20 protein-coding genes and 1 riboswitch are annotated in these 25,521 nt (G+C 72.2%); of the genes, 10 read left to right on the top strand and 10 right to left on the bottom strand.

Going from position 1 to position 25,521, the window contains the following annotated elements; genetic code table 11:
* The first annotated feature begins 59 nt into the window (after positions 1 to 59).
* The 3 genes from ACIPWA_RS15640 (at position 60) to ACIPWA_RS15630 (ending at position 2,919) form a co-directional block, all read left to right on the top strand.
* Positions 60 to 983, top strand: coding sequence for an ABC transporter substrate-binding protein (locus ACIPWA_RS15640; protein WP_400291471.1), 924 nt, complete (start codon positions 60 to 62; stop codon positions 981 to 983).
* 29 nt (positions 984 to 1,012) lie between these two features.
* A complete protein-coding gene (locus ACIPWA_RS15635; protein ID WP_082609069.1) occupies positions 1,013 to 2,056 on the top strand; it encodes an amino acid ABC transporter permease in 1,044 nt (347 codons plus the stop codon).
* Positions 2,057 to 2,154: 98 nt separating this feature from the next.
* Positions 2,155 to 2,919, top strand: coding sequence for an amino acid ABC transporter ATP-binding protein (locus ACIPWA_RS15630; protein ID WP_056653646.1), 765 nt, complete (start codon positions 2,155 to 2,157; stop codon positions 2,917 to 2,919).
* A gap of 114 nt (positions 2,920 to 3,033) precedes the next feature.
* Here ACIPWA_RS15630 and ACIPWA_RS15625 read toward each other — a convergent pair whose 3' ends face one another.
* Positions 3,034 to 4,116: an excalibur calcium-binding domain-containing protein gene (locus tag ACIPWA_RS15625; RefSeq protein ID WP_400291468.1), complete on the bottom strand. Its 1,083-nt coding sequence runs from the start codon at positions 4,114 to 4,116 to the stop codon at positions 3,034 to 3,036.
* 193 nt (positions 4,117 to 4,309) lie between these two features.
* Here ACIPWA_RS15625 and ACIPWA_RS15620 point away from each other — a divergent pair, with 193 nt between their 5' ends.
* Positions 4,310 to 8,251 (top strand): TM0106 family RecB-like putative nuclease, encoded by a 3,942-nt coding sequence (locus tag ACIPWA_RS15620; RefSeq protein ID WP_400291620.1) that lies wholly within the window; start codon positions 4,310 to 4,312, stop codon positions 8,249 to 8,251.
* An 87-nt stretch (positions 8,252 to 8,338) separates the two neighbouring features.
* Here the strand turns inward: ACIPWA_RS15620 and ACIPWA_RS15615 are convergent, their stop codons facing one another.
* The 4 genes from ACIPWA_RS15615 to ACIPWA_RS15600 form a co-directional block, all read right to left on the bottom strand.
* Complete coding sequence (locus ACIPWA_RS15615) at positions 8,339 to 9,040, bottom strand: hypothetical protein (protein WP_400291467.1); 702 nt, start codon at positions 9,038 to 9,040, stop codon at positions 8,339 to 8,341.
* 132 nt (positions 9,041 to 9,172) lie between these two features.
* Positions 9,173 to 9,541, bottom strand: a complete 369-nt coding sequence (locus ACIPWA_RS15610; RefSeq protein ID WP_056764323.1) for a hypothetical protein — start codon at positions 9,539 to 9,541, stop codon at positions 9,173 to 9,175.
* Between the two features lie 106 nt (positions 9,542 to 9,647).
* Positions 9,648 to 9,759, bottom strand: a riboswitch (SAM riboswitch).
* A gap of 131 nt (positions 9,760 to 9,890) precedes the next feature.
* The gene (locus ACIPWA_RS15605) at positions 9,891 to 10,094 is read right to left on the bottom strand and encodes a cold-shock protein (RefSeq protein ID WP_030152390.1); all 204 of its coding nucleotides are present in this window, start codon (positions 10,092 to 10,094) and stop codon (positions 9,891 to 9,893) included.
* A 182-nt stretch (positions 10,095 to 10,276) separates the two neighbouring features.
* Positions 10,277 to 11,812: a polysaccharide deacetylase family protein gene (locus tag ACIPWA_RS15600; protein ID WP_400291465.1), complete on the bottom strand. Its 1,536-nt coding sequence runs from the start codon at positions 11,810 to 11,812 to the stop codon at positions 10,277 to 10,279.
* A 233-nt stretch (positions 11,813 to 12,045) separates the two neighbouring features.
* Between ACIPWA_RS15600 and ACIPWA_RS15595 the strand changes: the two genes are divergently transcribed.
* From ACIPWA_RS15595 to ACIPWA_RS15570, 6 genes are all read left to right on the top strand, one after another.
* The gene (locus ACIPWA_RS15595; RefSeq protein WP_068627615.1) at positions 12,046 to 12,897 is read left to right on the top strand and encodes an aldo/keto reductase; all 852 of its coding nucleotides are present in this window, start codon (positions 12,046 to 12,048) and stop codon (positions 12,895 to 12,897) included.
* Between the two features lie 468 nt (positions 12,898 to 13,365).
* Complete coding sequence (locus ACIPWA_RS15590; protein WP_235534474.1) at positions 13,366 to 14,457, top strand: branched-chain amino acid ABC transporter substrate-binding protein; 1,092 nt, start codon at positions 13,366 to 13,368, stop codon at positions 14,455 to 14,457.
* A gap of 172 nt (positions 14,458 to 14,629) precedes the next feature.
* Entirely contained in the window at positions 14,630 to 15,664 is a 1,035-nt protein-coding gene (locus ACIPWA_RS15585) for a branched-chain amino acid ABC transporter permease (RefSeq protein WP_139107950.1), read from the top strand.
* Entirely contained in the window at positions 15,661 to 17,127 is a 1,467-nt protein-coding gene (locus ACIPWA_RS15580) for a branched-chain amino acid ABC transporter permease (RefSeq protein WP_400291462.1), read from the top strand. The genes ACIPWA_RS15585 and ACIPWA_RS15580 overlap by 4 nt, the downstream gene beginning before the upstream one ends.
* Positions 17,124 to 18,146, top strand: coding sequence for an ABC transporter ATP-binding protein (locus ACIPWA_RS15575; RefSeq protein WP_225220318.1), 1,023 nt, complete (start codon positions 17,124 to 17,126; stop codon positions 18,144 to 18,146). Before ACIPWA_RS15580 ends, ACIPWA_RS15575 begins: the two co-directional genes overlap by 4 nt.
* Positions 18,133 to 18,852 carry an ABC transporter ATP-binding protein gene (locus ACIPWA_RS15570; protein WP_056653240.1) on the top strand — a complete coding sequence of 240 codons (720 nt, stop codon included), beginning with the start codon at positions 18,133 to 18,135 and terminating at the stop codon, positions 18,850 to 18,852. Before ACIPWA_RS15575 ends, ACIPWA_RS15570 begins: the two co-directional genes overlap by 14 nt.
* Positions 18,853 to 19,070: 218 nt before the next feature.
* Here ACIPWA_RS15570 and ACIPWA_RS15565 read toward each other — a convergent pair whose 3' ends face one another.
* From ACIPWA_RS15565 to ACIPWA_RS15545, 5 genes are all read right to left on the bottom strand, one after another.
* Entirely contained in the window at positions 19,071 to 20,288 is a 1,218-nt protein-coding gene (locus ACIPWA_RS15565; protein WP_400291460.1) for a glycoside hydrolase family 3 N-terminal domain-containing protein, read from the bottom strand.
* Between the two features lie 109 nt (positions 20,289 to 20,397).
* Complete coding sequence (locus ACIPWA_RS15560) at positions 20,398 to 21,015, bottom strand: carboxymuconolactone decarboxylase family protein (protein WP_400291459.1); 618 nt, start codon at positions 21,013 to 21,015, stop codon at positions 20,398 to 20,400.
* A 228-nt stretch (positions 21,016 to 21,243) separates the two neighbouring features.
* Complete coding sequence (locus ACIPWA_RS15555; RefSeq protein WP_400291456.1) at positions 21,244 to 23,358, bottom strand: immunity protein Imm33 domain-containing protein; 2,115 nt, start codon at positions 23,356 to 23,358, stop codon at positions 21,244 to 21,246.
* A 66-nt stretch (positions 23,359 to 23,424) separates the two neighbouring features.
* The gene (locus ACIPWA_RS15550; protein WP_200955969.1) at positions 23,425 to 24,462 is read right to left on the bottom strand and encodes an ABC transporter substrate-binding protein; all 1,038 of its coding nucleotides are present in this window, start codon (positions 24,460 to 24,462) and stop codon (positions 23,425 to 23,427) included.
* A 194-nt stretch (positions 24,463 to 24,656) separates the two neighbouring features.
* Positions 24,657 to 25,520, bottom strand: a complete 864-nt coding sequence (locus ACIPWA_RS15545; RefSeq protein WP_400291454.1) for a helix-turn-helix transcriptional regulator — start codon at positions 25,518 to 25,520, stop codon at positions 24,657 to 24,659.
* Position 25,521: the final 1 nt, after the last annotated feature.

Raw genomic sequence — 25,521 nt, 5'->3', positions numbered from 1 at the left:
CACGACCCACCCCCCTGAGGTCGGCGCCGGAGCTCATCACCATGAAACGGGAGACCCCCATGCGCAGGCTGCCTGCCCTCACCGCCCTGACCGCCCTCGTCGCGACCTTCGCTCTCACGGCGTGCACCGACGCCTCGACGGACTCGGGCGCGAGCCCCACCGCCGGCGGCTCGTCGACCGCGACGTTCGACCCGTCGACCATCGCCAAGGACGAGACGATCGCCGCGATGCTCCCGGCCGACGTCGTCGAGGCCGGCCTCCTGACCGTCGGCACCAACGCCACGTACGCACCCGCCGAGTTCATCGGTGACGACGGCAAGACGATCGTCGGCTACGACGTCGACCTGGCCAAGGCCGTCGGTGCCGTCCTGGGCCTCGACGTCGAGGTCACCAACGCCGACTTCGCGTCGATCATCCCGGCGATCGGCAGCAAGTACGACATCGGGGTCTCGGGCTTCACGATCACGCCCGAGCGCCTGGCCGAGGTCAACATGGTCAACTACTTCCGCGCGGGCGAGGCGTTCGCGGTGGCCCAGGGCAACCCCAAGGACGTCGACCCCACCGACGTGTGCGGACTGAGCATCGCCGTCCAGACCGGCACGGTCGAGGACGAGGCCCTCGACGGCCTCATGGCGGACTGCGAGGCCGCGGGCAAGCCCGACATCACGCCGCTGCGCTACGCGAGCCAGGCCGACGTGACGACCAACCTGGTGGGCGGCAAGGCCGACGTCATGTACGCGGACTCGCAGGTCGTGGCCTACGCCGTGACCCAGACGGGCGGCCAGATCGAGCAGCTCGGCGACATCTTCGCCGACTCGCTGCACGGCATCGCGATCGCCAAGGACGACACCGCGCTCGCGCAGGCCGTCCAGGCCGCGGTCCAGAAGCTCATCGACGACAGCGACTACACGACGATCCTCGACACCTGGGGCAACGCCTCCGGTGCGGTGACCACGGCCGAGCTCAACCCCGTGGTCTCCTGAGCTGATCCCCTGACAGAACAGAGGTAGCCATGGCCCAGCCGCCCAGCACCCCATCGCCCGACGGATCGCCGGGCGGGGGCTCGTCGAGCCTCGGCACGGCGTCCGCGCCTGCCGACCGGATCCCGGAGCGCATCCACGCGGTCCCGGTGCCCCGGCCAGGACGCTGGGCGGCGGCCGTGGTCCTCCTCGTCCTGGCGGCCATGGCCGTCCACGGCCTGGTCACGAACGAGAAGTTCCGGTGGGACGTCGTCTGGCTCTACCTGCGGGACGTGCAGATCATGCGCGGCGTGGGCTGGACCCTCATCCTGACGTTCTCCTCGATGGCCATCGCCGTCGTGCTCGCGGTGATCCTCGCGGTCATGCGGCGCTCGGACAACCCGGTCATGCGGGCGACGAGCTGGTTCTACATCTGGTTCTTCCGCGGCACCCCGATCTACACCCAGCTCGTGTTCTGGGGTCTCATCTCGGTGCTGTACCCCAAGCTCAGCCTGGGCGTCCCGTTCGGTCCCGAGTGGTTCGTGTTCGACACGGCCGACCTCATCACCGCGGCACGCGCGGCGATCCTGGGGCTCGCGCTCAACGAGGCCGCGTACCTCGCGGAGATCGTCCGCGCGGGCCTGGGATCGGTGGACCCGGGCCAGGCCGAGGCCGCGAAGGCCCTGGGCATGAAGGACGGCAAGATACTGCGGCGCATCATCCTGCCGCAGGCCATGCGCGTGATCGTGCCGCCGACGGGCAACGAGACCATCTCCATGCTCAAGACCACGTCGCTGGTCCTTGCGGTGCCGTTCAGCCTGGACCTGACGTTCGCGTCGAACGCGATCGCGAACCGCATCTTCCTCCCGATCCCGCTGCTCATGGTCGCGGCGATCTGGTACCTGCTGATCACGAGCATCCTCATGGTCGGCCAGCACTACATCGAGCAGTACTACGGGCGCGGGTTCGGCTCGTCGACGGGCACGTCCCGCCGTCGCAAGCCGGGCAAGGGCCCCAAGAAGCCGAGCAAGCAGGAGGCGATAGCGGCGTCGGGCACGACCGCGAACGCCGACCCCTTCCTGGAGGTGACCCCGTGACCGCGGACGCTCTCGACCGCCCGTCCGGCGCTGCTTCTGCGAACTCCGCCTCGGCGTCAGGCCCGACGGCGGCACGCGCCGACGCGTCCGCCGCCCCCATGGTGGAGATCGCCGGGGTGCACAAGATGTTCGGTGACGTGCACGTCCTCAAGGGCGTGGACCTCGAGGTGCCGCGGGGCTCGGTGTGCGTGGTGCTCGGCCCCTCGGGCTCGGGCAAGTCGACGCTGCTGCGCTGCATCAACGAGCTCGAGGACCTCACGGCGGGGCGCATCTACGTCGACGGCGACCTCATCGGGTACCGCGAGGTCGAGAAGAACGGCAAGAAGCGACTGCACCGGCTGCACCCCAAGGTCATCGCGACCCAGCGCTCGCGCATCGGCATGGTGTTCCAGCGCTTCAACCTGTTCCCGCACATGACGGCTCTCCAGAACGTCATGGAGGCCCCCGTGCAGGTGCGTGGGCTGTCGCGGGCGCAGGCCAGGGCGCGGGCCGAGGAGCTGCTCGCCCGGGTCGGCCTGTCCGACCGCGTCGACCACTACCCCTCGCAGCTCTCCGGTGGTCAGCAGCAGCGGGTCGCGATCGCGCGGGCGCTCGCGATGGACCCCGAGCTCATGCTGTTCGACGAGCCGACGTCGGCGCTCGACCCCGAGCTCGTGGGCGAGGTCCTCGCGGTCATGCGCGACCTCGCGGAGAGCGGCATGACGATGATCGTCGTGACGCACGAGATCGGCTTCGCGCGAGAGGTCGGCGACCACGTGGTCTTCATGGACGACGGCGTGATCGTCGAGCAGGGCGACCCGCGTGAGGTGCTGACGAACCCGCGCGAGGAGCGGACCCGGGAGTTCCTGGCGCACGTGCTGTAACCGTCCGCGCCTGTGTCGAGCGTGAGCTGTGGCCCCTGGACCGCTCGGTCCAGGGGCCACGTCCGTCGTACCACCACCACGAGAGGGGCCGAGGCGCCCGCCGGCGAGAGCCGGTCAGCGCTCGCAGGCCACCCCGTTGCCGTCCCAGTCGAGCGCCGGGTTGAAGCCCGCGTCGTCGTTCTTGAGCGGCGTCTTGCCGTCGCGTCTCGCGGCCTCGCACGTCAGGTAGATGCCGTTGACCTTGCCCGAGTCCCAGCCGCCGTCGTTCCCGTCGTCGCCGTTGTCCTGCACCGCGGCCTCGCGCTCCGCGATCGCCACCTCGCGGTCGTCGAGCGCGACGTCGCGCGCGTCGAGCTCGGCCTCCTTGGTGGTCGCGGCGGTCTCACGGGCCGTGACGGCCTCGGTCGAGGCCGCGATCCCGGCGAGCTGCGTCTCGAGGTCGGCTCGCTCGGCGTCGAGCTTCTCGCGCTCGGCGGCCATCTGCTCGGTCGTGAGGGCGGCCGCCGCGGTGGCGTCCCCGGCCTCCGACTGGGCCTTGAGCGTCACGCCGAGGCCGATGAGCAGCCCCACGGCGAGGCAGCCCACGCCGATCCCGAGGGGCAGGAGCCAGCGCATGTACGTCCGCTCCTCGCGCTCCTCGTCGTCGCTCGAGAAGATCGCGAGCGGTCCCCGGTCGGCGGCAGGAGTGGGCCCGGCGGGCGAGGCAGCAGTCCCGACGGCGACGGCGGGCCCGTCGACCTGGGCGGCGCTCATGGCCGCGACGGGCGGGGCTGCGGCAGCACCGACGACCGGCAGGATCATGGTCGAGGAGGGCGCCTCCGCGGGCGCGGGAGCGCTCACGTCGCGGCGGGACCGCCTCGTCGGCCCGACGGCGGGCGTCCCGTCCCCGGGCGACGTGACGGGGGCCATGACGTGCGTGGAGTCAGCGGGCGAGGGCGCTACCGAGGCTCCGCGCGCGACCGCGGTCTGGAAGAGCACCGGGATCCCGCCGCCCGGCGTCTCGCGGGACCAGGCTTCCGCCCCCGAGGCGGGCGGGGCGGGTGGTGCGGGCGGCGCGGGGACGGCAGGGGCGGCTTCCACCCAGAAGACCCAGCCCTGGGGCGCGGCCGGCCAGGCCGGGTCGGGATGCCAGTCGGACGAAGGGGCGAAACCGGGAGGTACCAACCAGCCGGGCGGCGGGTTGAAATGTACGGCCATGGGAGAGCTCCTTCGACAGTTCCAGCGCGCTCACTATGCTGCAGATCGGCCCGTTGACGCCAATTCCGTACCCTGTCAGCGGCGCCGGGTACAAAGGAACCGGGCCGAGACGCGTGCGGCGGCCCCCGGTCGGCAGCCTCCACGGGCGATCGGCAGCGCGCGTGAGCGATCCCGAGGAGTCGTCGTGTTCCTGATGGACCAGCAGGACCCGTCCGCGGAGGAGCTGCTCGTGTTCTCCGCGAGCGACCTCGTCGCGGCGAGCGAGTGCGAGTACCGCCTGCTGCGCACGCTCGACGAGAAGACGGGGCGCGCTGCCCGCGGTGCGGTCGAGGTCGACGACATGCTCGAACGCACCGCGACCCTGGGCGACGTGCACGAGCAGCACGTCCTCGCCGGGCTCGTGGACCTCGTGGGTGCTGACGCCGTCCGGGAGATCCCCGTGCCGCGCACCGTGCGTCGCGAGGACCTCGTGGCCGCGCACGCCGCGACGCTCGCGGCCCTGCGTGACGGGGTGGAGGTCGTCTACCAGGGCTCGTTCTTCGACGGCCGCTTCCACGGCCGCGCGGACTTCCTGATCCGCACGGACAGCCGGGCGGCCCACGTCCCCCTGCTCCCCGCCGGCCCGACGACGTCGGGCACCCTGGGAGGGCCCGGCGCGCCGGGTGCGGCCGGCCCCGTGTACGCGGTGTACGACGCCAAGCTCGCGCGGCGCGCCAAGGTCGCCGCGCTGCTCCAGCTCGCCGCCTACGCCGACCAGCTCCTGGCAGCCGGCGTCGAGACGTCGCCCGTGCTGCACCTGATCCTCGGCACGCGGGCCGTGACCGACCACCGGCTCGCGGACGTCCTGCCCGTGTTCCGCGAGCGGCGCGCCGAGCTGCTGCACCTCCTGGACGCGCACCGCGCGGCCGGCGAGCCGGTCCGCTGGGACGCGCCCGGGCTGCGGCAGTGCGGGACGTGCGGGTACTGCGCCCAGCAGGTCGAGGAGCACGACGACCTGCTCAGCGTCGCGGGCCTGCGCAGCACCCAGCGCGTGAGGCTCCGCGCGGGTGGCATCACCACCATGACCCAGCTCGCGTCGGCCACGACCCCGCCCCGCGGGCTCGCGGCGCGCACTTTCGAGACGCTGCGGGTCCAGGCCCGGCTCCAGGCCGGGCTGGTCGACGTGCCGGCGGACGGGGGCGAGGTGCCGGGCCTGGGCCCCGGTCCCAGCGGGTCGGTCACGTGGAGCACGCAGGTGGTGCCGGGGGAGGGGGACCCTGAACCTGCCCGGACGGAGCAGCACACGCTCTCCTACGTGGTCGTCGACCCCGCGCCGCTGCGCGCCCTGCCCCCGCCGGATCCGGGCGACGTGTTCTTCGACTTCGAGGGCGACCCGCTGTGGTCGGTCACGGACCCCGCGACCGGCGACATCACGTGGAACATCGACTACCTGTTCGGTCTCGTCGAGCGACCCGGCACCTCGGGAGAGGCGCCACCCTTCCACGCGTTCTGGGCGCACGACCTGGAGCAGGAGAAGCAGGCGCTCGTCGACTTCGTCGACTACCTGGCCAAGCGACGCGCCCAGTACCCCGGGCTGCACGTCTACCACTACGCGTCGTACGAGAAGACCCACCTGCTGTCGATCGCGGCCCGCCACGGGGTCTACGAGCAGGAGGTCGACGACCTCCTGCGCCAGGGCGTGCTCGTCGACCTCTACGCGACCGTGCGCCACTCGCTCAAGGTCTCGGCGCCGTCGTACTCGATCAAGAAGCTCGAACCGCTGTACATGGGCGACCAGCTCCGCGGCGGCGACGTGACCGACGCCGCCGCGTCGGTCGTGGCCTACGCGACCTGGTGCGCCGCGCGCGACGCGGGCGACGACGAGGAGGCGGCCAGGCTGCTGCGCGGCATCGCCGACTACAACGAGTACGACTGCCTCTCGACCCTGCGGCTGCACGAGTTCCTGCTGGGCCTCGCCGGACGCACGGCCCCCGCGACGAGCGACGTACGGACGACGCCCCCGGCGGGCAACGGGTGGGAGGACGACCTGCCGCCCGCCCTCGAGCTCAGCGACGCCGAGGTGGCGCGCCGGGCCAAGCGCGCCGAGGCCGAGCAGGTCGAGCTCGACGTGCGGGGGCTCGCGGGCGGCGTGGACGGCCGCTCGGGGGCCGGGCGGACCGACGACGAGGAGGCCGTCGCGCTCCTCGGCGCAGGGGTCGGGTACTACTGGCGCGAGGCCAAGCCTTTCTGGCAGGAGTACTTCTCCCGGCTGAAGGACCCCGTGGACGAGTGGCAGACGCCCCGGTCGTACTTCGTCGTCGAGCGGGCCGAGGTGATCGAGGACTGGGCCCGGGCGACGCCGCGCAGCAACCCGTCGCGTCGTCTGCGGCTCTTCGGCGAGCTGCCCGACGGCACCGAGCTCAAGGCGGGCTACGAGGGCGCGACCGCGCTCTTCGAGGGGCCCGCTCCCGACGGGATCGAGCCCGCGCACGGCGCGGTGCGCTGGTCGACGGGGAGCGTGCGCGTGCACGGCGTCGAGCGCGGGCGGCTCGCGAGCGGCCGGGAGGTCGACGTCCTCGACGTGCGGATGCCCGTCCCCAAGGGGGCTGCCACGCACGACGTGCTGCCCATGGCGCTGACGGTGGGCCAGGTGCTGCCCACACCGCAGCAGGAGGCCTCGATCCGGGCGCTCGCGACGCTCGTGCAGGGGCAGAACCCCGGTGGGGTCGAGGCCCCGCTGGTGCTTCCCGACCACCCTGCGCTCGACCTGCTGCGCAGGTGCCCGCCGCGCACGTCGTCGGGCGGCCCGCTCCCGGCCCTCGCGGACGGCCCCGAGCGGTACATCGACGCCGTCACGGACGCCGTCCGCGACCTCGACGGGTCGTACCTCGGCGTCCAGGGCCCTCCCGGCACCGGGAAGACCCACCTCGCCTCGAAGGTGATCGGACGCCTCGTCGCCGAGGGCTGGCGCGTGGGCGTGGTGGCGCAGTCGCACGACGTCGTCGAGAACGTCCTCGCGGGAGTCATCAGCAAGGGCGGCGTCGCTGCGGACCGCGTGGGCAAGAAGGCCTCGGGTCCCAAGGGGCGCGACGTGTCGAGGGTCGGGCGCGACGTGGGCTCCGGCCTGGCCGACGACGTCGCCGCGGCGGACCTGCCCGAGGGCTCGCGGCTCGTCCCCTGGCGGCTCGTGGACTCCGCGCAGACCTCGGCCTTCGTCGCGGAAGGTCCCGGTGTGATCGGCGGGACGGCCTGGGACTTCGCGCACGTCGAGCGGTTCGGCGACGGCGAGCTCGACCTGCTCGTGATCGACGAGGCCGGGCAGTTCTCGCTCGCGAACACCGTCGCGGTCTCGCGGGCCGCGCAGCGGCTCCTGCTCCTGGGCGACCCGCAGCAGCTCCCGCAGGTCTCGCAGGGGCAGCACCCCGAGCCGGTCGACCAGTCGGCCCTCGGCTGGCTGACCCGTGCCGGCGGAGGGCACGACGTGCTGCCACCGGAGTACGGCTACTTCCTCGCGCGGTCCTGGCGCATGCACCCGGCGCTGTGCGACGCGGTGTCCGAGCTCGCGTACGAGGGCCTGCTGCACGCCGAGGCGGCCGCGGGCGAACGCTTGCTCGTGGGGGTCGAGCCCGGCGTGCACGTGGTCGAGGTCGAGCACGCCGGGAACGCGGTCTCCTCGGTCGAGGAGGCCCAGGAGATCGTGCGCCAGGTCCAGGCGCTGCTCGGGACCACCTGGTACCCGGGCGGGCGGGGTGGGGGTGCCGCAGGTTCCCACGCTGGGGCCCCCACCGGCTCGCGCCCGCTCGACCAGCACGACTTCGTGGTCGTGGCCCCCTACAACGCGCAGGTCTGGACCGTGCGGCACGCGCTCCAGGCCGCAGGGCTGGGGGACGTGCGCGTGGGCACGGTCGACAAGTTCCAGGGCAAGGAGGCGCCCGTCGCGATCGTCTCGATGACGGCCTCGGCGCGTGAGGACGTGCCGCGCGGCATGGAGTTCCTGCTGTCGCGCAACCGCGTGAACGTCGCGGTCTCGCGGGGCCAGTGGTGCGCCGTCGTGGTCCGCTCGCACCGGCTCACCGACTACCTGCCGCAGCACCCCGAGGAGCTCGCCGAGCTGGGCGCGTTCATCGGGCTGTGCCAGTCGGGGGCCGCTCGGTAGCGGCCGAGCTTCCGCTGAGTGCGTGATGCGGCAGCGACACGCCGGGCGAGTCGCTGCCGCATCACGCACTCGACGGCGGGTCAGGGCTCAGAAGTCCCCGAACCCTCCGAAGTCCCCACCACCGAAGTCGCCGAACCCACCGAAGTCACCGCCGAGGTCCCCTCCGGCCTCGGTGACCTCTCCGCCCGTGTCGCCCGCTCCAGGGTCGGCCTCGGTCGCCCCGGGATCCCCCTCGCCGCCCGCCCCGCCGTCGCTCGCGAGGTTCGCGGTCGGGTCGCCGAACATCGGGCCGAACATCATGTTGGCGACCGCGGAGCCGATCACGACGCCCGCGATGGTGCCGAGCATGCTCGAGCCGATCATCGAGCCCATGCCGGGCCCGCCCGGGCCGCCGACCCCTTGCCGGCCGCCGAACGACCGCTCGAGCGTGCCGGGATTGCGCATCTCGGCGCGGGTCGCCATGCGGGCGAGCGACTGCGGGTCGTCGGAGGTCGCACGCTCGGCGGGCGGCAGGTTCTCGCCGAGGTCGGTGAGCACACGGCGCCGCTGCTCGGGCGTGAGCCGCTCGAACGCCTCGGTGTGCGCCTGCTCGACGGCCTCGGGGGGAGCCGTGCGCAGCAGGTAGCGGTAGCGGTCGATCGCGACGTCGTCCTCGCTGCGCCCCGGACCCGTCGGAGCGGGGGGCGGGGTGCCGTACACGGGGGACTCGTGGCCGTCGTAGGTCGCGTGGCGGCGCGGCATCCCCTCGTCCTGCGGGGTGCGGCCGAGGAGGCGGTCGAGGAATCCCATGAGCGTGTCCTTCTGGTCGAACCGTCGAGGGCGGGTGCCCTCACCGGTTCAACGCGGTTCGCCGCCCCTCCGTTCCGTCGAGTGCGTGGTTCGGCAGCGACACGCCCGGCGAGCCGCTGCCGAACCATGCACTCAGCGGGGAGCGGGCTCCGGCACGCAGCCCACCCCACCCAGGAGCCGGACGTTGAGCGGCTGTCCCGCGAGCTCGAGCGCGTGGTACTGCTCGTGCACGCGCACGGTCAGCCCGTCGGCCAGGTCGAGCCCCGTGTGGTGCCACACGCGGCACGCCCCCTCACCCGTCGTGTACTCGACGACGACCTCGACGCCTCCGTCGACCGGTCGCACCGCGCGGACCGTGCCGTCACGCCAGCCCCAGGGCCGGTTGCCCAGCATGCGTGCGTGGACGGGGTGCAGGAGGTGCCCGGTGTCGTACCGGTCGCACACGGTCGGTACGGGACAGGGGGCGGTGCTCGCCCGGCGTTCCATGACGTGCTGGGCCATGGTGCTCCTTCTCTCCGGCCCGACGGCGGAGCTCACCCGCGTGCGGGCACCCACCCGGGCGAAGCCCAGGGCGAGGGGCACGAGGACGAGCGCTGCGGCGTGGGGCTGCTCGCTCTTCCCCCACGGGCGTGGGGGCGGGTCTTCCTCCGGGAGCACCGTGCGCGTCGCGCGGTTGCCGGACCAGCACGCCGGAGGGCGGTTCGCTGGTCCTCTGGACCGTTCTCAGTTCTACCACGGCGTCCAGGACCAGGCACAGGGGTACCTGGTCCTGGACGCACGAGTGCCCCCGACCGGCGAACCGGTCGGGGGCACTCGTTCAATGATCAGCTACGCCCGGAGGCGAGTGAGATCAGAGCGGGCGGATGTTCTCCGCCTGCGGGCCCTTGGGGCCCTGCGTCACGTCGAACTCGACGCGCTGGTTCTCCTCGAGCGAGCGGAAGCCCTGCGTCTGGATGGCGGAGTAGTGCGCGAACACGTCGGCGCTGCCGTCCTCAGGTGCGATGAAGCCGTAGCCCTTCTCGCCGTTGAACCACTTCACGGTTCCCAATGCCATGGGGATCTCCTTCTAGAGTTTCAAACAGCTCCATGATCTGGAGCCGAACATCACGGTGTTCGTCGTCAACTCTTGGGTAACAAGGTTCGCGGTGGCATGGGGCCGTTGCGCAAGGACAAGCGAGGCACTGCAATCTCACCGGTAACGGTACAGGGGTTACTCCGACTGTGCTACCCCTGTTGCTAACGATTGAAGTACTTGTGTCCCCCAACCAGGTCATGACCGAGCAAATCGGGCACGGTCACGAGCGTGTAACCAGCAGCCCGCAGGCTGTCCACGATGCCGGGCACGGCCGACACGGTCGAGGCGTGGATGTCGTGCATCAGCAGGATCGCCCCAGGTCGGGCACCTGCGAGGGCCCGCTCCGAGGTCATGGCCGAGTCCTTGTTCTTCCAGTCCTCGGTGTCGACGTTCCACAGGATCGCCGGCTCGTTGCGCTGGGAGAGGACACTCGTCACAGTATCGCTCGTCGCGCCGTACGGGGGCCGTACGAGCGTGGGTCGGACGCCCGACGCGGCCTCGACCGCGTCCGCGGTCGACTGCAGCTCCTGCGAGATCTGGTCGGTGCCGAGCTTCGACAGGTCGGGGTGGGACCACGTGTGGTTCCCGACGGCGTGCCCCTCCGCGACCTCGCGGCGCACCAGGTCGGGGTTCGCCTGGACCGACCGCCCGACGAGGAAGAACGTGGCCCTGGCCTGCTTCTCGGCCAGGGTGTCGAGGAGCTGGGACGTGTACCTGCCGGGGCCATCGTCGAAGGTCAGGGCGATGCACTTGAGCACCGAGCAGTCCGGCGCGTCGGGCGAGGCGGGGGGCGGTGCGGCCACGGGCGGCTCCTCGACAGGGGGCGGGGCGATCCCCACGAACGGCGCACCGCTCGCCGCGACCTCGGCAAGCTGCTTGCCGACGGCCGACAGGACGGACCGGGTCGCGTCCGGCTCGAGCCGCACGGCGAGCTCCCCGTCGGCCCGTGCCGAGACCAGGCCGGGCGAGAAGACCAGGGTCGCTGCGCCGTCGGGCCCGAGACGGACGTCCCGGAACGTGTCCTCCGACGACGGCACAGGCTCGCCGAACCCCAGCCCCGCGGCCGTGAGCGCCGCTCCTACCCACTCCGCGGCCTGCTTGCGGCCGTCCGCGGTGAGCAGGTCGGCCGACCACGTCGTGGTCGCGCGCGGGAGGTCGGTGTAGAACGTCTGGCTGCCGACCTCCCCGTTCGCCCCGCCCGTGAAGGCGTAGGTCGAGGCGTGCACGCCCAGCACGTCGCCCTGCGCGAGCACCAGGTCCCAGCCGACGTTGAGCTCGTTGCCCGTCGCGGCGGGGTCGACCGCGGCCTCGTAGGCCTGCGTCGTCGCGTCGACGAAGCGACCGAACGCCCGCGCGAGCGAGCGCTCGCCAGGGATCGCGACGGTCGAGATCGAGCGGGCGTCGCCCGTGTCCGCGGTCGACTCCTGGTGGATCTCGAGGTTCTCGACCAACGTCGGGTCGAGCACCGCAGGCGGGTCCACCCGCTCGGCGGGGACCGGGGTCGCGGTCGGTGACGGGGTGGGCGAGGGCTGTGCCGACGGCTGTGCGGACGCGCGCGTCAGGAAGAACGTGACGCCCGCGGCGACGACCAGCAGGGCGACGAGGACGGCGACGACCCGGACGACCCGGTTCTGCGGGCGCGCAGGGGAGGAACCGCCCGGCGGCAGACCGCGGGACGGGGAGGCGTGCGGGGACATCAGGCCACCGTGCCACGCAGGGACGGTGCGCGTCGCGCCCGGACGGGCCGATGAGGCGAGCGCCACAGCGTCCGCCTCGATCCCTCGCACGGCCGCCCCAGGGGCTCCACGACCTTCACGCGCCGCGCACGCGTCACGTACCCGGCCGCAGTCGCCCCTCGAGGCGTGCGAGGCGGCACCACCCGCCACGTGGCGGGTGGTGCCCACCGCCGCGCGCGGGGTAGAACTGAGTGATGGTCTCTCCCTCCCAGGTCCCCGGCGTCGTGCTGAACAACGGCGTCACCGTCCCGCAGGTCGGCCTCGGCGTCTTCAAGGTGCCCGACGACGCGACCCAGCAGAACGTCGAGGAGGCGCTCGAGGCGGGCTACCGGCACATCGACACCGCGGCCGGCTACTACAACGAGGCCGGGGTCGGCGCGGCTCTGCGCGCGAGCGGGCTGCACCGTGACGAGGTCTTCGTGACGACGAAGCTGCGCAACGGCGACCAGGGGTTCGAGTCCGCCCTCCAGGCCTTCGAGGACTCGCGCGAGGCCCTCGACCTCGAGGTCGTCGACCTGTACCTGATCCACTGGCCGGTCCCCAGCAAGGACCTCTACGTCGAGACCTGGCGGGCGTTCGAGAAGCTCTACGCCGACGGCGCGGCGCGCGCGATCGGCGTGTCCAACTTCCTGCCCGACCACCTCGCGCGGCTCCTCGCCGAGACCGACGTGGTGCCCGCCGTCAACCAGATCGAGGTCCACCCGACGTACCAGCAGCGCGCCACGCAGGCCGCGACGCTCGCCGCGGGCATCGCGGTCGAGGCGTACTCGCCGCTCGGGCGGGGGGCCGACCTCGACCACCCCGTCGTGGCGAAGGTCGCCGCGGCCCACGACGTCACCCCGGCCCAGGCGATCCTGCGCTGGCACGTCCAGGGCGGACGGGTCGTCATCCCCAAGTCGGTGAACCTCGAGCGTCTCGCCGCGAACATCGACGTGTTCGGGTTCGAGCTCTCGTCCGACGAGGTCGCCGCGATCGACGGGCTCGACTCGGACGCACGCCTGGGCTCCGACCCCGCGACGGCCGCGTTCTCGCAGTATCCGTCCTGACCTCGGACGCCCCCCACCTGCACCTCTGCCGAATCGAGACGTCCCCGTGACGGCGCCGTAACGCGGGACGGAGTCTCGCGTAACGGTGCCCGCATACGTTCCAGGCACTCAGGTCGTCAGGACCCGAGCCCGGAACGTCGGGCACGTTGTCCGGTTCGCCGTGTGTGACTCTCTGGTTGCAATTGTGCATCTGGGGTTTCGCGCGCGTCCGACCTGTGCCATCGTCAGCACGATATTCAGTGCTGAATATTCAGGTGATCCACCGCGGGTGCGAGGAATCTGAGCACCCGGGTGCGATCTGGCGCACGGAGGTTCGGAATGCAACGCACAGCACGTCGAACGACGGGTGGGCTGGCACTCGCGCTGGCTGCCACCCTCGCCATCACCGCATGCGGTACTCAGTCTCAGGGGGACAACACAGGATCGACAGAGTCGTCGAGCGAGACCGGCACGGCCGACCTCGCGATCGTGCCTTCCGTCCAGATCGACATCGACGGCCAGGAGGTCCCGGTCTCGACGTCGGGCGACCCCGTCGACCCGGCCGGTGACGGCACGGCCGAGTGCGCCGAGGGGACCTCGATCGCCATGGCGGGCGCCCTGACCGGACCCAACGCCGCGCTCGGGCAGAACATCCTCTACGGCGCCAAGGTCGCCGTGGACGCGTTCAACGCCGCGAACGCGGGCTGCCAGGTCACCATCAAGGAGTTCGACACCGAGGGCGACCCGCAGAAGGCCACCCAGGTCGCCCCGCAGATCGTGGGCGACGCGAGCGTCATCGCGCTCCTGGGCCCGGCGTTCTCGGGCGAGACCTCCGCGACCGGCGACGTCTTCAGCCAGGCGGGCCTGCCGTCGCTGTCGGCGTCGGCGACCAACCCCGACATCACCAAGAACGGCTGGAAGACGTTCTTCCGCGGCCTGGCGAACGACGCGGTCCAGGGCCCCGCGGTCGCCAAGTACATGGTGGACACGCTCGGCTACGACAAGGTCTGCGTGGTCCAGGACAACTCGGACTACGGCGTGGGCCTCGCCAAGGAGATCACCGCGGGCCTCGGTGAAGCGGCGGACGACTCGTGCTCGGCCGAGGTCAAGGTCGGTGACAAGGACTTCGCGGCGGCGACCCAGATCATCTCGAGCTCGGACGCCGACGCGGTCTTCTACGCCGGCTACTACGCCGAGGCCGCGCCGTTCGCGCAGCAGCTGCGTGACGCGGGCGTCGACATCCCGTTCGTGTCCGCGGACGGCACCAACGACCCGCAGTTCGTGACCCAGGCAGGAGCAGCGTCCAAGGGCGCGATCCTGTCGTGCCCGTGCGGCCCGGCTCCTGACGAGTTCGCCTCGGCCTACGAGGCTCTCAACGGTCAGGCTCCCGGCGTCTACTCGGTCGAGGGCTACGACCTGGCCACGATCATGCTCACCGCGATCGCGTCGGGCGTGACGGACCGTGCCGGGATGCTCGACTTCGTGACGAACTACGACGGTGAGGGCCTGGCCCGCACCTACAAGTGGGACGACACGGGCGAGCTCTCGTCGGCCCTGATCTGGATCTACGAGGTCAAGTAGCCGGTCGGCGCCTGCCGGTCCGGAGCGCCGCCCCCACCTGGTCGAGCACGACCGGGTCGGGGGCGGTGTGCCCTGACGGCAGCCGCCGAGCGGGCCACGGTGCGCCCGCCTCCTCGCGGGGCGGGCGCACCGCGGTCGGCCGACCGCCCTCCCACCGGCTCGAAGGAGCAGCATGTCGATGCTCGTCCACGACGTCCTCGCCGCAGACCCCCTCATCGGATTCGACCTCGCGGCCCTGGGCCGCAACTTCTGGGCCCTCACCGTCGACGGCCTGACCTACGGCGCGGTCTACGCGCTCGTCGCCGTGGGCTACACGCTCGTCTACGGGGTGCTGCGCCTCATCAACTTCGCCCACTCCGAGATCTTCATGCTCGGCATGTTCGGGCAGTACGCCACGCTCCTCGCGCTCGGGTTCTACCCGAGCGGCGACGCCTTCGACAAGGGCGTCCTGCTGACCGTCCTCTACCTGGGGATCGCGATGATCGGCGGCATGGTGGTCGCGGGAGGGGCCGCCGTCGGGCTCGAACGCGTGGCCTACAGACCGCTGCGCAAACGCGGGGCCCCGTCGCTCGTCTTCCTCATCACCGCGATCGGTGCCTCGTTCGTCATCCAGGAGTTCGTGCACTTCGTGCTCCCGGCCCTGACGGGCGGCGAGCTGGGCGGCGTGAACGCCGAGCAGCCCATCCGGCTGGTCGAGCCCGAGGTCCAGTTCCAGATCTTCGGAGCCAACGTCACCAACGTCACGCTCATCATCATCTTCTCGGCCCTGATCCTGGCCCTCGCGACCGACATGTTCATCAACCGGACCAAGTTCGGCCGCGGCATCCGCGCGGTCGCGCAGGACCCCGTGACCGCGACGCTCATGGGCGTCTCGCGCGAGCGCATCATCATGCTGACGTTCCTCATCGGCGGCGTCCTCGCCGGGGCAGCAGCACTGCTCTACACGCTGCGCGTGCCCAACGGGATCATCTACTCGGGCGGCTTCATCCTCGGGATCAAGGCGTTCTCCGCGGCGGTCCTCGGTGGGATCGGCAACCTGCGCGGGGCGCTGCTCGGTGGTCTGCTGCTGGGCGTCATGGAGAACTACGGCCAGGTCGTGTTCGGCACCGAGTGGCGCGACGTCGTCGCGTTCGTCCTGCTGATCGTGGTCCTGATGTTCCGACCGACCGGCATCCTCGGCGAGTCCCTGGGGAGGGCGCGAGCATGAGCACCAGCACTCCTGCAGAGAACGCCGACGCAACCGGATCGGGACAGGCAGCACCGGCACGCCCCCGCCCCGAGCTCCCGCCCGCTGGCCAGACGCCCGTCGCCCAGCGCCCCCACGGGGGCGCGGGGGACCGGCTCCGTCTGTGGTGGGACGCGCTCGCGCGCCCGGCCCAGTGGGCGTTCGGGGCGCCGTTCGTCCTGTTCATCGCGCTCCTGCCGATCCTCAACATCCCGGTCCTGACCACGGTCGGCACCAACTTCGGCGCCGTCATGGCCCAGTTCGGGATGTACGCGCTCATCGCGATCGGGCTCAACGTCGTGGTCGGGCAGGCGGGCCTGCTCGACCTCGGCTACGTGGGCTTCTACGCGATCGGCGCGTACACGCTCGCGATCCTCACGAGCCCCGACAGCCCGTGGAACGTGACCCAGCCCGAGGGCTGGCTGTCCGACGACTGGGCGTGGCTCGCGATCCTGCCGGTCGCGGTCGCGATCACGGCCATGTCGGGCCTGGTCCTGGGGTCGCCCACGCTGCGCCTGCGCGGCGACTACCTCGCGATCGTGACGCTCGGCTTCGGTGAGATCGTGCGTCTGCTCGCGGACAACCTCGACGAGATCACGGGCGGTGGTCAGGGCCTCAAGTCGGTCGCCTACCCGCGGCTCGGCGTGACCGAGGAGCTGCCCAACGGCGTGTTCTCGGCGGGCAACGTCGGGAGCACGCTCAACTCGGGCGTGTGGTGGTTCTGGCTGTCGCTCGTCTTCATCATCATCTCGCTGCTGCTCGTGGGGAACCTCGAGCGCTCGCGCGTGGGCCGCGCGTGGGTCGCGATCCGCGAGGACGAGGACGCAGCCGAGATCATGGGCGTCCCCACGTTCAAGTTCAAGCTGTGGGCGTTCGTGATCGGGGCGTCGATCGGCGGCGTCTCGGGGGCGATCTACGCGGGCCAGGTCCAGTTCGTCATCCCGACGAACTTCAACATCATCAACTCGGTGCTGTTCCTGTGCGCGGTCGTGCTCGGCGGCCAGGGCAACAAGCTGGGCGTGATCCTCGGGGCGTTCATCATCGTGTACCTGCCGAACTTCTTCCTGGGGCGCACGTCGCTGTTCGGCATCCCGATCGACGGCAACGCGATCGCGAACTACAAGTACCTGTTCTTCGGGGTCGCGCTCATGGTGCTCATGATCTTCAGGCCGCAGGGGCTCATACCCGTCCGGCAGAAGCTGCTCACGTACGGGCGCGAGCTGTACGTCGCGGCGCGCCGCACGCTCGCCAAGATGCCCGACGGCGGCCCGCAGCCCGCGTACGCGACGTCCGCTCCGTCGTCGGGCACATCAGGTACGTCGGGCACGTCGGGTGCGCCCGCCGGCAGCACGGGCGGGCACGCACCCAGGGGACGCGGACCCGACGGGCCGACCGACAGCGATCCCACCGGGAACGACGGAACGACCGACGGGGGGAACCGATGAGCAACGAACCCGGAGGCATGGGGGCCGGCGGCGACGTCGGCGACGCGCACCTGTCGCTGTCCGCCGACGCGGGCGAGCCCATGGCCGAGAAGTACCTGCCCGGCGCGGGGCTCGACGAGCCCGTGCTGGTCGACGTGACCGAGGTACGTCCCGAGCTCGCCGACGCCGCGCTGGTCGACGAGATCGTCGCGGCCGACCGCGAGGTCCTGGCCGAGGTCGGCGAGCCGCTGCTCAAGATGGAGGACGTGTCGGTCGTGTTCGGCGGCCTCACGGCCCTGGACAGCGTCACGTTCGACATCCGGCGCGGGGAGATCCTGGGGCTGATCGGGCCCAACGGTGCCGGGAAGACCACGGCGTTCAACGCCATGACCGGCGTCTACCGGCCTACCAGGGGCCAGGTCCGGTTCGACGGGCAGGTCCTGGGCAAGGCCAAGCGCAACCAGATCACGCGCCTGGGCATCGCCCGGACCTTCCAGAACATCCGGCTCTTCAACGAGATGACGGCCCTCGAGAACGTGGTCGTGGGGACCGACGCGCGGCACCGGACCTCGGTGCCGGGGGCGCTGCTGCGCACGCGTCGGCACCGGCAGGAGGAGCGCGACGCGATCGACCGGTCCATGGCGATCCTCGAGTTCGTCGGGGTCGGGGCGCGCGCCACGGAGAAGGCGCGCAACCTGTCCTACGGCGAGCAGAGGCGCCTCGAGATCGCCCGCGCGCTCGCGACCGAGCCCAAGCTGCTGTGCCTCGACGAGCCCGCGGCGGGCTTCAACCCGGCGGAGAAGGAGGCCCTCATGGACCTCATCCGCCACATCCGCGACGACGGGTACACGGTCCTGCTCATCGAGCACGACATGCGGCTCGTGCGGGGCGTGACGGACCGGATCGTGGTGCTCGAGTTCGGGAAGGTCATCGCCGACGGATCGCCCGAGGACGTCACGTCCGACCCCAAGGTCATCGCCGCCTACCTGGGCGTGCCTGACGAGGAGCTGGCTGAGGGAGACGCAGATGCCCCTGCTTGAGATCACCGACATGACGGTCGCGTACGGCCGGATCGAGGCCGTGCGCGGCGTGTCGATCACGGTCGAGGAGGGCGAGCTCGTGACCCTCATCGGGGCCAACGGCGCCGGGAAGACCACGACCATGCGCGCGGTCTCGGGCATCCGGCCGTTGTCGCGCGGGAAGATCGTGTTCGACGGCAAGGACATCACCCGGATGAAGCCGCACCTGCGGGTGCTCGAGGGGATCGTGCAGGCCCCCGAGGGCCGGGGGATCTTCCCCGGCATGACGGTCCTGGAGAACCTCGAGATGGGGGCGTACGGGCGCACGTTCGAGAACAAGGCCGTGCACGACGAGACGCTGGCGCGGGTCTTCGAGCTCTTCCCGCGCCTCGAGGACCGCACGTCGCAGGTGGGCGGGACCATGTCCGGGGGCGAGCAGCAGATGCTCGCGATCGGGCGCGCGCTCATGGCTCGGCCGCGGCTCATGCTGCTCGACGAGCCGTCGATGGGCCTCGCACCCATGGTCATCCAGCAGATCTTCCGGATCGTCTCGGAGATCAACGCGCAGGGCACCACGGTGCTGCTGGTCGAGCAGAACGCCCGGCAGGCGCTCTCACGCTCGCACCGGGCGTACGTGCTGGAGACGGGCGAGGTCGTGCGCTCCGGGGGCGGCCGGGAGCTGCTCGCGGACCCGAGCATCAAGGAGGCGTACCTCGGCGTCGCGTGAGCACCGGGTCACGGCCTGTGCACACTGTCCCCAGGTCTGTGGATAACTTTGTGGACAGCAGTGGGGACAACGTGTGGAACACGCTGTGGACAGTGTGTGGACGACGGGCAGCGGGCGGTCGGGTGCGGTGAGCCCCGCCCGGCCGCTGCCCGTCCGAGGACGGGTTCCTGACCCTGCCGCACCCTGCCGGGGCAGCCCGGCGCGGGCGCACCCGGCACCTACGCGCCGAGCCTCTCCTTGGCCGCGAGGACCCGCAGCACCGCCGCGTCGACCTGGGCTGCGAAGCCCGGGTCGCTCTGCGCGCGCTCGACGAGAGCGGACGCCATCTCGGGGATCACGCCCGGGTCGGCCGACGCGAGCACCATGTCGCCGCCCGCAGCGATCGTCAGGACGGCCCGGTCGCCCGGCGACCAGGCCTGGACCTGCTCGGCCTTCGACACGTCGTCGGTGATGACCACGCCGTGGAAGCCCAGGTCTCCCCGCAGCAGCCCGTCGACGACCACGGGCGAGAAGGCGGCAGGCACACCGGGGTCGATCTGGTCGTAGATCGCGGTCGACATCATGACGAACGCGGCCCCGGCGTCGATCCCCGACCGGAACGCCTCGACCGACGGGGCGTCGCGCGTGGTCACCGTGTCGGTCACGCCTGCGTCGTCGTCGGTGTTGCCGGCCACCCGCCCCAGACCGGGGAAGTGCTTGATCGCGACGTCGACGGCGCTGGCCTCCATGCCCGCGCTGAACGCGTTCGCGTGCGAGGTCACGGTGTCGACCCCGAACCCGTAGTTCCTCCCGAAGTACCCGATCGGGGCGTTGGTCCGCGCGGTCTCGGGGCTCGTGACGACGTCCATGACGGGCGCGAGGTTGAGGTCGACCCCCGCGGCGGCGAGCTCCGCGCCCCAGGTCGTGGCCTGCGCCTGCAGGTCGGCAGGCGCGAGCGCGGACTGGTCCATGGCGCTCGGGATGTCGGAAAAGCCCGGGCCGCGCAGGACCTGGACCTTGCCGCCCTCCTGGTCGGTCGACACGAACAGCGGCGTCCCGTGCGTGGTCTCGTCCGAGACGAGGGCCGTGAACGAGTCGACGAGGTTCTTGACCGGCCCGGTCCCGGCCTGGGTGCGGCCTGCGAGGAACAGGTTGCCCACGTGGTGGGAGCTGATCGCGTCGTAGCTCGCCTGGTCGACCTTCCCGACGTTGACCCCGACCATCAGGAGCTGGCCGACCTTCTGCTCGAGGCTCCACCCGGCCAACGGGTCGGCGGACGGGTCGGGGGCTTCGGTGGGGGTGGGCGCCGCGCTCGCGGTCGGCGAGGGAGGGGTGTCGCTGCCCGACGGCGGAGCGCTCGTCGGGTTGTTCGTCGTGCCGCCGGGGGAGCACGCGGCGAGCAGGAGGGTGGTGACGAGCATGGCGGCGCCCGCGGCGCCTCGACGGGACGACCTCATGCTTCGACCCTAGGCCGGTTCCCGGGATGCCCCCGGCGACCGGGGCCGCTCGGAGGTGTTCTTCGCGTCACGTCGTGCGGGGGCCGTGCCGCGCAGGGTCGGCAACCCGTCAGGTCGCGAGGTGCCGGCCCACGGGGTCCGGGGCGGCGATCGGTCGGCCCACCGTCAAGGCGTCGCGCAGGGCGGGGTCGAGGTCCTGGAACACGGCGTCGGCCTGCGTCCCCGTCCCGTCGAGGACCGAGCTGAAGAAGCAGCGCCCCGACGCGGCCAGGATCACGTCGAGGATCTCCCCGTCGTCGAGGCCCAGGTCCCGCAGCTCGGTGAGGTCGGACTCGGTCATGTCGGCGGCGCCGGCCGCGACCTTGTCCGCGAGGTCCATGACCGCGCGGTCGATCGGAGAGAGCTGGACGGTGTCGTGCCCCTCGGCGGCCTCGCGGACCGCCTCGGCGCCGACATGGTGCTCGGCGAGGATCGCCCCGTGAGCGAGCGCGCAGTACGTCGACCGGAGCCGCAGAGCCGCGGCGAGGGTCGCGAGCTCGTAGCGCCGGGGGGACATGGACGCCTTGATCGCGCCGTTGAGCCCGATCCACGCGTCGAGGACCACGGGCCGGTTGGCCAGCAGGCGCGTGAGGTTGGCGACGTAGCCACGCGTCGCGCGGTCCTGCTCGAACGCCGTCGCGACGGCCCCGCCGGGCTCGTCCTCGGTGGCCTCTCGGATCCAGCTCATGGCGGACCTCCCTCCCGGGCGGCCGCGTGCCCACGGTCGGAGCACGGTCCCGGGGTGCCTCTCCAGGCTCCCACGGCGCGGTCGGAGCAGGAAGAGGGGCGCGGTCCCAGGGGAAGAGGACCCACGAGCTGAGCCGTCGTCGTCGAGAAGTGAGCTGTTGCCCCGGAAACGCCGGATCGAGGGGCAACAGCTCACTTCTCGACGGCCGAGCGATCGTGCCGCCGTGCCTCAGGTCGTGGCGACGAGCGCCACGACCTGGTCGCGCAGAGCAGCAGGAAGCTGTTCGGCGGTCCCCTCGACGTCGAACCCGAGGTCCTCCGCCTGGTGCAGCAGGGCACCCGCCCGCACCGCGTCGGGTGCGGTGCCGTCCCCGGTGAGCGTCATGACGCCGGCCGTGAACGCGGCTCGCCCGTGCCCCTTGTCGGCCGCCGCGACGTACAGGACGAGGGCTCGCCGCGGGTCGTGCGGGCGTCCCCGACCGGTCGCGTGCTCGGCCGCCACGTTGTAGAGGGCGCGCGGGTGCCCGGCTTCGGCGGCGCGCTCGAGGAGGAGGCGTGACCGCGCCTCGTCGACCGGCACTCCCTGACCCGTCGCGGACAGCACCGAGAGCTCGAAGAGGGCGTCGGGGTTGCCGATCCTCGCAGCGGCCTCGTGGTCGGCCGCGGCGGCCGACGCGTCCTGGGTGAACCCGTAGCCGTTGAAGCGCATCCAGCCCCGCAGCACGTGCGCGGAGCCGTCCGGGTCGTCGGCGGCCAGCGCGTCGACGCGCGCGGCGGCATCGACCGCAGGTTCGAGACCCCGGAAGTAGGCCTCGCGCACCCACGTGAGCGCGGCCTCGCGCGACCCCGCGGCGTCGGCCCGGCGGTAGACGGCGATCATGACCTGCTCGGCGTCGATCGGGAGAAGACCGACGAGGTGCTCGTTGCGCACGAACGCGTCGCGCACGCCGTGGCCCAGGGCGAGCAGCCTCTCGGGGCTCGCGTGCGCGTCGTCGAGGGCCGCGCGGGCGTCCTCGTAGGCGACCGAGCCTCGCGGACGTCGGTCGGACGGCGAGGGCGCGGCCGGCGTCGGGGTGGCAGGCGGCTCGGCTGCGGCGTCGCGAGCGGCGGCGTCCCAGACGAGGTCGCCGGCCGGGTTCCAGATCCGGCTGGTGCGTCCCGCGGCCCACTCGGCGTGGAAGCCCGTGGGGAGGGCGAGGTAGCGCACGAGGTGAGGCGCCTTGCGCCAGACCTCGTGCGCGGGCACCAGCCGGGTGCCCCCGCGCGGCTGCTGGGGGAAGGGCGTGATGACCCACCCCGTGGCGTCGTCGGTCGCGGCGTACCGCTTCACGTGGATCTCGGGGGCCTCGAACACGCCGTCGTAGACCCGGACGCCGTGCGTGAACCGGATCGACTCGCGCGGCACCTTGCAGAACGCGGCCATCTCGACCTGGGAGCGGAGCGCCTCGAGCATCGGGTCGACGTCCCAGGTCATGGTCTCGATCCCTGGCTTCGTGAGGTCCGTCGCGGCCACCCGCAGGTCGTCACCTTCCGCGGAGAGCGCCGACCACCAGAACCCGTGCCACACCCCGAGGCCCTTCCTGACGCGCTCCGGAGGCTGCGCCGCGTACCAGTCGACGAGGCCGCGCGCCTGCGGCGCGAGCCGGGGCGTGGTCCGCAGCCAGACGCGACGGCCGTGGCGCGACCGTGCGTCGAGCACGACCGTCGCGGGGGGCCTGGTCGGCTCGCCGTCGGCCCACCACCGGACGACGTCCTCGGTGGGGGGCCAGTCGGCGGTCCGGTTCGCGATCGGGTCGAGCAGGGTCACGGCGTTCCCGTCGAAGTGCGCGACGTACCAGTGCCCCGGGCCGTGCGCGCGGTCGATCCCGAGGATCGAGTACGCCCCCGGCCCGCGGCCCCGCAGCCGTTCGGCGAGCTCGTCGGGAGTCGTCTGCCGGAACGGTGCACCGACGAGCTGGGCGAGCTCGTCCTCGGTCGGGCCCACGGGGCCGGCCTGGCGGGCGGGCTCTCCGCGGAGCACGCCGACCATGGCCGCGACCGCGGAGGCCGCATGGTTGACCGGCGTGGCCGCGAGCGTCGTGTCGTTGCGCGCGCCGGCCTGGTAGGCGGCGACGAGCTCTCGTGCGCTGAAGCTCGACTCCCGGACGTAGGCGGCGCCGTCGAACCCGATGATCGCCTGGGCTCCTCCTCGTCCCGGGACCCAGACGTGGAACCCTCCCGGGACGACGTGCTGCGAGGTCGCGACCGTGGCGACGTCGATACCGAGGAGCCGAGCGGCTCGCTCGGCGACCTCCGGGAGCGTCTGCGTCCAGTGCTGATCGGCCTGGCCCGTGGAATCGTTCACGGGCAGATCCTAGGGGTGCCGCCCGCGGGGTGAGAGACGCCCCGCCCTGCGGGCGGCGGGGACCGGTCACCCCGTGACGTGCGCCGCGGGCTCGTAGGCCGCGAGGAAGGCCTCGAGCTGCGACGTGATCCCCGTCAGGGAATAGCCCGTGCGCAGCTCGACCTGCGCCAGCTGGCCCGAGGCGACCGCGGGCAGCGCGGTGAAGGTCGGGGTCGCGAGCTGGGGGGCGTCGGCCCACGTCGAGGGCACGAGGATCAGGTCGGCCGGGTAGGCGCCGGGCTCCTCCCAGCTCGCGGAGGCCCAGAAGCCGTCCTCGCTGTCGAGCTCGGCGAACGTCACGCCCAGGTCGACGAGCGTGCTGCCGAGCGGCGTCCACGTCGGGACCGCGTAGTCGACGCTCGTCTCGAGCGGGATCGCGTAGGCGACCGCGACGTCGGTCTTGGTGGCGGCGACGGCCTGGACCTTCTCGCTCAGCTCGGCGAGCTCGGCACTCTCCTGGGCGTAGACGGCCGCGGTCTCGGAGCCACCGAGGCTGAGGGCGACCTCCTGGAAGTCGGCCAGGGTCCGGGCCGCGCCATCGGTGATGTTGATGCCCACCATCGGCACGACGCTCTCGACACGCTCGATGTCGTCACCCCAGACGCTGCCGAAGTTCCCGCCGTTGTACGAGCTCCAGATGTCGAGGACCAGGTCGGCGTCGGCGGCGAGGACCTTCTCGAGGCTGATGTCGGTGTCCGTCTCGGAGATGGGCTCGATCCCCTCGAGGTCGAACGCCGCGAGGTCCTCCTGGGACAGGCGGGAGAAGCCGATGATCCCGACCGGGCGGATCCCGTACTCGAGGAGCACGGGGGCGGTGTCGGCCGTGGCGATGATGCGGTCGGGGACCTCGTCGAGGCTCACGGTCGTGCCGCGCGCGTCGGTGTAGGACCAGGCTGCGGCGTCGGCCGGGGTGCCGCCGGCAGGGGCGCTGCTGCCCGCGTCGGTCCCCGACGAGCACGCGGCCAGGAGCAGCGCCGTGCCGACGGTGGTGGCCCAGGTGGCGGTCGTGCGACGACGCCGCAGAGCGGAGCGCGGGGAGGAGGGCGGGGGAGCTGTGACGGTCACGGGTCTTCGCTTTCGGGGGAGCGCGCGGGGTCGGCACGGGGCGACCCACGGGACGGGGACTCCTCGGGGACGGGACGCCCCGTGCGAGGAAGTTTGGTAAGGCTTACCTTTGTGCCGCCACTCTAGAGACCGTGATCGAGGCGCACAATCACGCGATCTGGTCGCCGGATATCGTGATCCGGTCAAACCCCAGGTCAGGAGCTCGCAGCGTCGGTGCGCGAGGCGTCGTCCGGCGACCGCGCAGCGTCCCGGAAGGACCCGGGGGTCAGGCCCGTCTCGCGGCGGAAGACCGCGACGAACGCGCTCGTCGAGGTGTACCCGACGGCGTCGGCCACGTCGCTCACGCGGGCTCCCTCCGACAGTCGGGCCATCGCGACGTTCATGCGCAGGTGCAGGCGCCAGCGACCGAACGGCTGGCCCGACGCGCGGCGGAACACCCGGCCCAGCGTGCTGGTGCTCAGCCCGACGTGCCGCGCCCACTGCGCGAGCGTCCGGTCGTCCCCCGGGTCGTCGAGCAGCTCGTGCACGATCCGGGCGACCGGCTCGACGGTCGGGACCGTGATCCGGGTCGACGCCGTCACGGGCTCCAGCAGGTGGATCGCGACCTGCTCGGCATGGTGGCGCGCCTCGTCGGACATGTCCTGCGACGTGAGGTGCAGCACGAGCTCGGAGAACAGCGCGCTCGGGGCGACCGTGACGGGTTCGGGGCCCAGGTCGCGCGAGCGGCCGGGGTCGAGGTAGACCGTGAGGAACCGGCTGTCCGTCCCGGCGCGCACGGCATGGGGGAGTCCGGCAGGGATCCACAGACCGTTCCGCGGTGGCAGTGCCCAGACGTCGTCGCCTGCCCGGACCGTCAGCAGTCCCGAGAGGGCGACCAGCACCTCGTGCGTCCGGTGCGAGTGCTCGAGCCACACCACCGGCTGGTGCGTCCGCGACGGGCCTCCCGCCAGGACGAAGTCCACGTCGCCCGAGGCGTCCTCGGGCTGCACGACGAGCGCGTCCTGCGAGGGGCTGCCCCACGGGAGCCAGTTCTCGACGGGATCGCGGTCCGGGGGCACA

Origin of the sequence: Oerskovia enterophila (genome assembly GCF_044748475.1) — a bacterium.
In the GTDB taxonomy this organism is placed as follows: Bacteria; Actinomycetota; Actinomycetes; order Actinomycetales; family Cellulomonadaceae; genus Oerskovia; species Oerskovia enterophila.
This window is presented reverse-complemented; position numbering and strand designations above follow the sequence as displayed.

Excerpts from the sequence above, each read along its gene's own strand:
- ACIPWA_RS15605 (WP_030152390.1), bottom strand. The coding sequence starts at position 10,094 with ATGGCATTGGGAACCGTGAAGTGGTTCAACGGCGAGAAGGGCTACGGC.
- ACIPWA_RS15630 (WP_056653646.1), top strand. The coding sequence starts at position 2,155 with ATGGTGGAGATCGCCGGGGTGCACAAGATGTTCGGTGACGTGCACGTC.
- ACIPWA_RS15610 (WP_056764323.1), bottom strand. The coding sequence starts at position 9,541 with ATGGCCCAGCACGTCATGGAACGCCGGGCGAGCACCGCCCCCTGTCCC.
- ACIPWA_RS15600 (WP_400291465.1), bottom strand. The coding sequence starts at position 11,812 with ATGTCCCCGCACGCCTCCCCGTCCCGCGGTCTGCCGCCGGGCGGTTCC.
- ACIPWA_RS15565 (WP_400291460.1), bottom strand. The coding sequence starts at position 20,288 with ATGAGGTCGTCCCGTCGAGGCGCCGCGGGCGCCGCCATGCTCGTCACC.
- ACIPWA_RS15585 (WP_139107950.1), top strand. The coding sequence starts at position 14,630 with ATGTCGATGCTCGTCCACGACGTCCTCGCCGCAGACCCCCTCATCGGA.
- ACIPWA_RS15635 (WP_082609069.1), top strand. The coding sequence starts at position 1,013 with ATGGCCCAGCCGCCCAGCACCCCATCGCCCGACGGATCGCCGGGCGGG.
- ACIPWA_RS15620 (WP_400291620.1), top strand. The coding sequence starts at position 4,310 with ATGGACCAGCAGGACCCGTCCGCGGAGGAGCTGCTCGTGTTCTCCGCG.
- ACIPWA_RS15570 (WP_056653240.1), top strand. The coding sequence starts at position 18,133 with ATGCCCCTGCTTGAGATCACCGACATGACGGTCGCGTACGGCCGGATC.
- ACIPWA_RS15580 (WP_400291462.1), top strand. The coding sequence starts at position 15,661 with ATGAGCACCAGCACTCCTGCAGAGAACGCCGACGCAACCGGATCGGGA.
- ACIPWA_RS15615 (WP_400291467.1), bottom strand. The coding sequence starts at position 9,040 with ATGGGATTCCTCGACCGCCTCCTCGGCCGCACCCCGCAGGACGAGGGG.
- ACIPWA_RS15640 (WP_400291471.1), top strand. The coding sequence starts at position 60 with ATGCGCAGGCTGCCTGCCCTCACCGCCCTGACCGCCCTCGTCGCGACC.
- ACIPWA_RS15625 (WP_400291468.1), bottom strand. The coding sequence starts at position 4,116 with ATGGCCGTACATTTCAACCCGCCGCCCGGCTGGTTGGTACCTCCCGGT.
- ACIPWA_RS15575 (WP_225220318.1), top strand. The coding sequence starts at position 17,124 with ATGAGCAACGAACCCGGAGGCATGGGGGCCGGCGGCGACGTCGGCGAC.
- ACIPWA_RS15560 (WP_400291459.1), bottom strand. The coding sequence starts at position 21,015 with ATGAGCTGGATCCGAGAGGCCACCGAGGACGAGCCCGGCGGGGCCGTC.
- ACIPWA_RS15595 (WP_068627615.1), top strand. The coding sequence starts at position 12,046 with ATGGTCTCTCCCTCCCAGGTCCCCGGCGTCGTGCTGAACAACGGCGTC.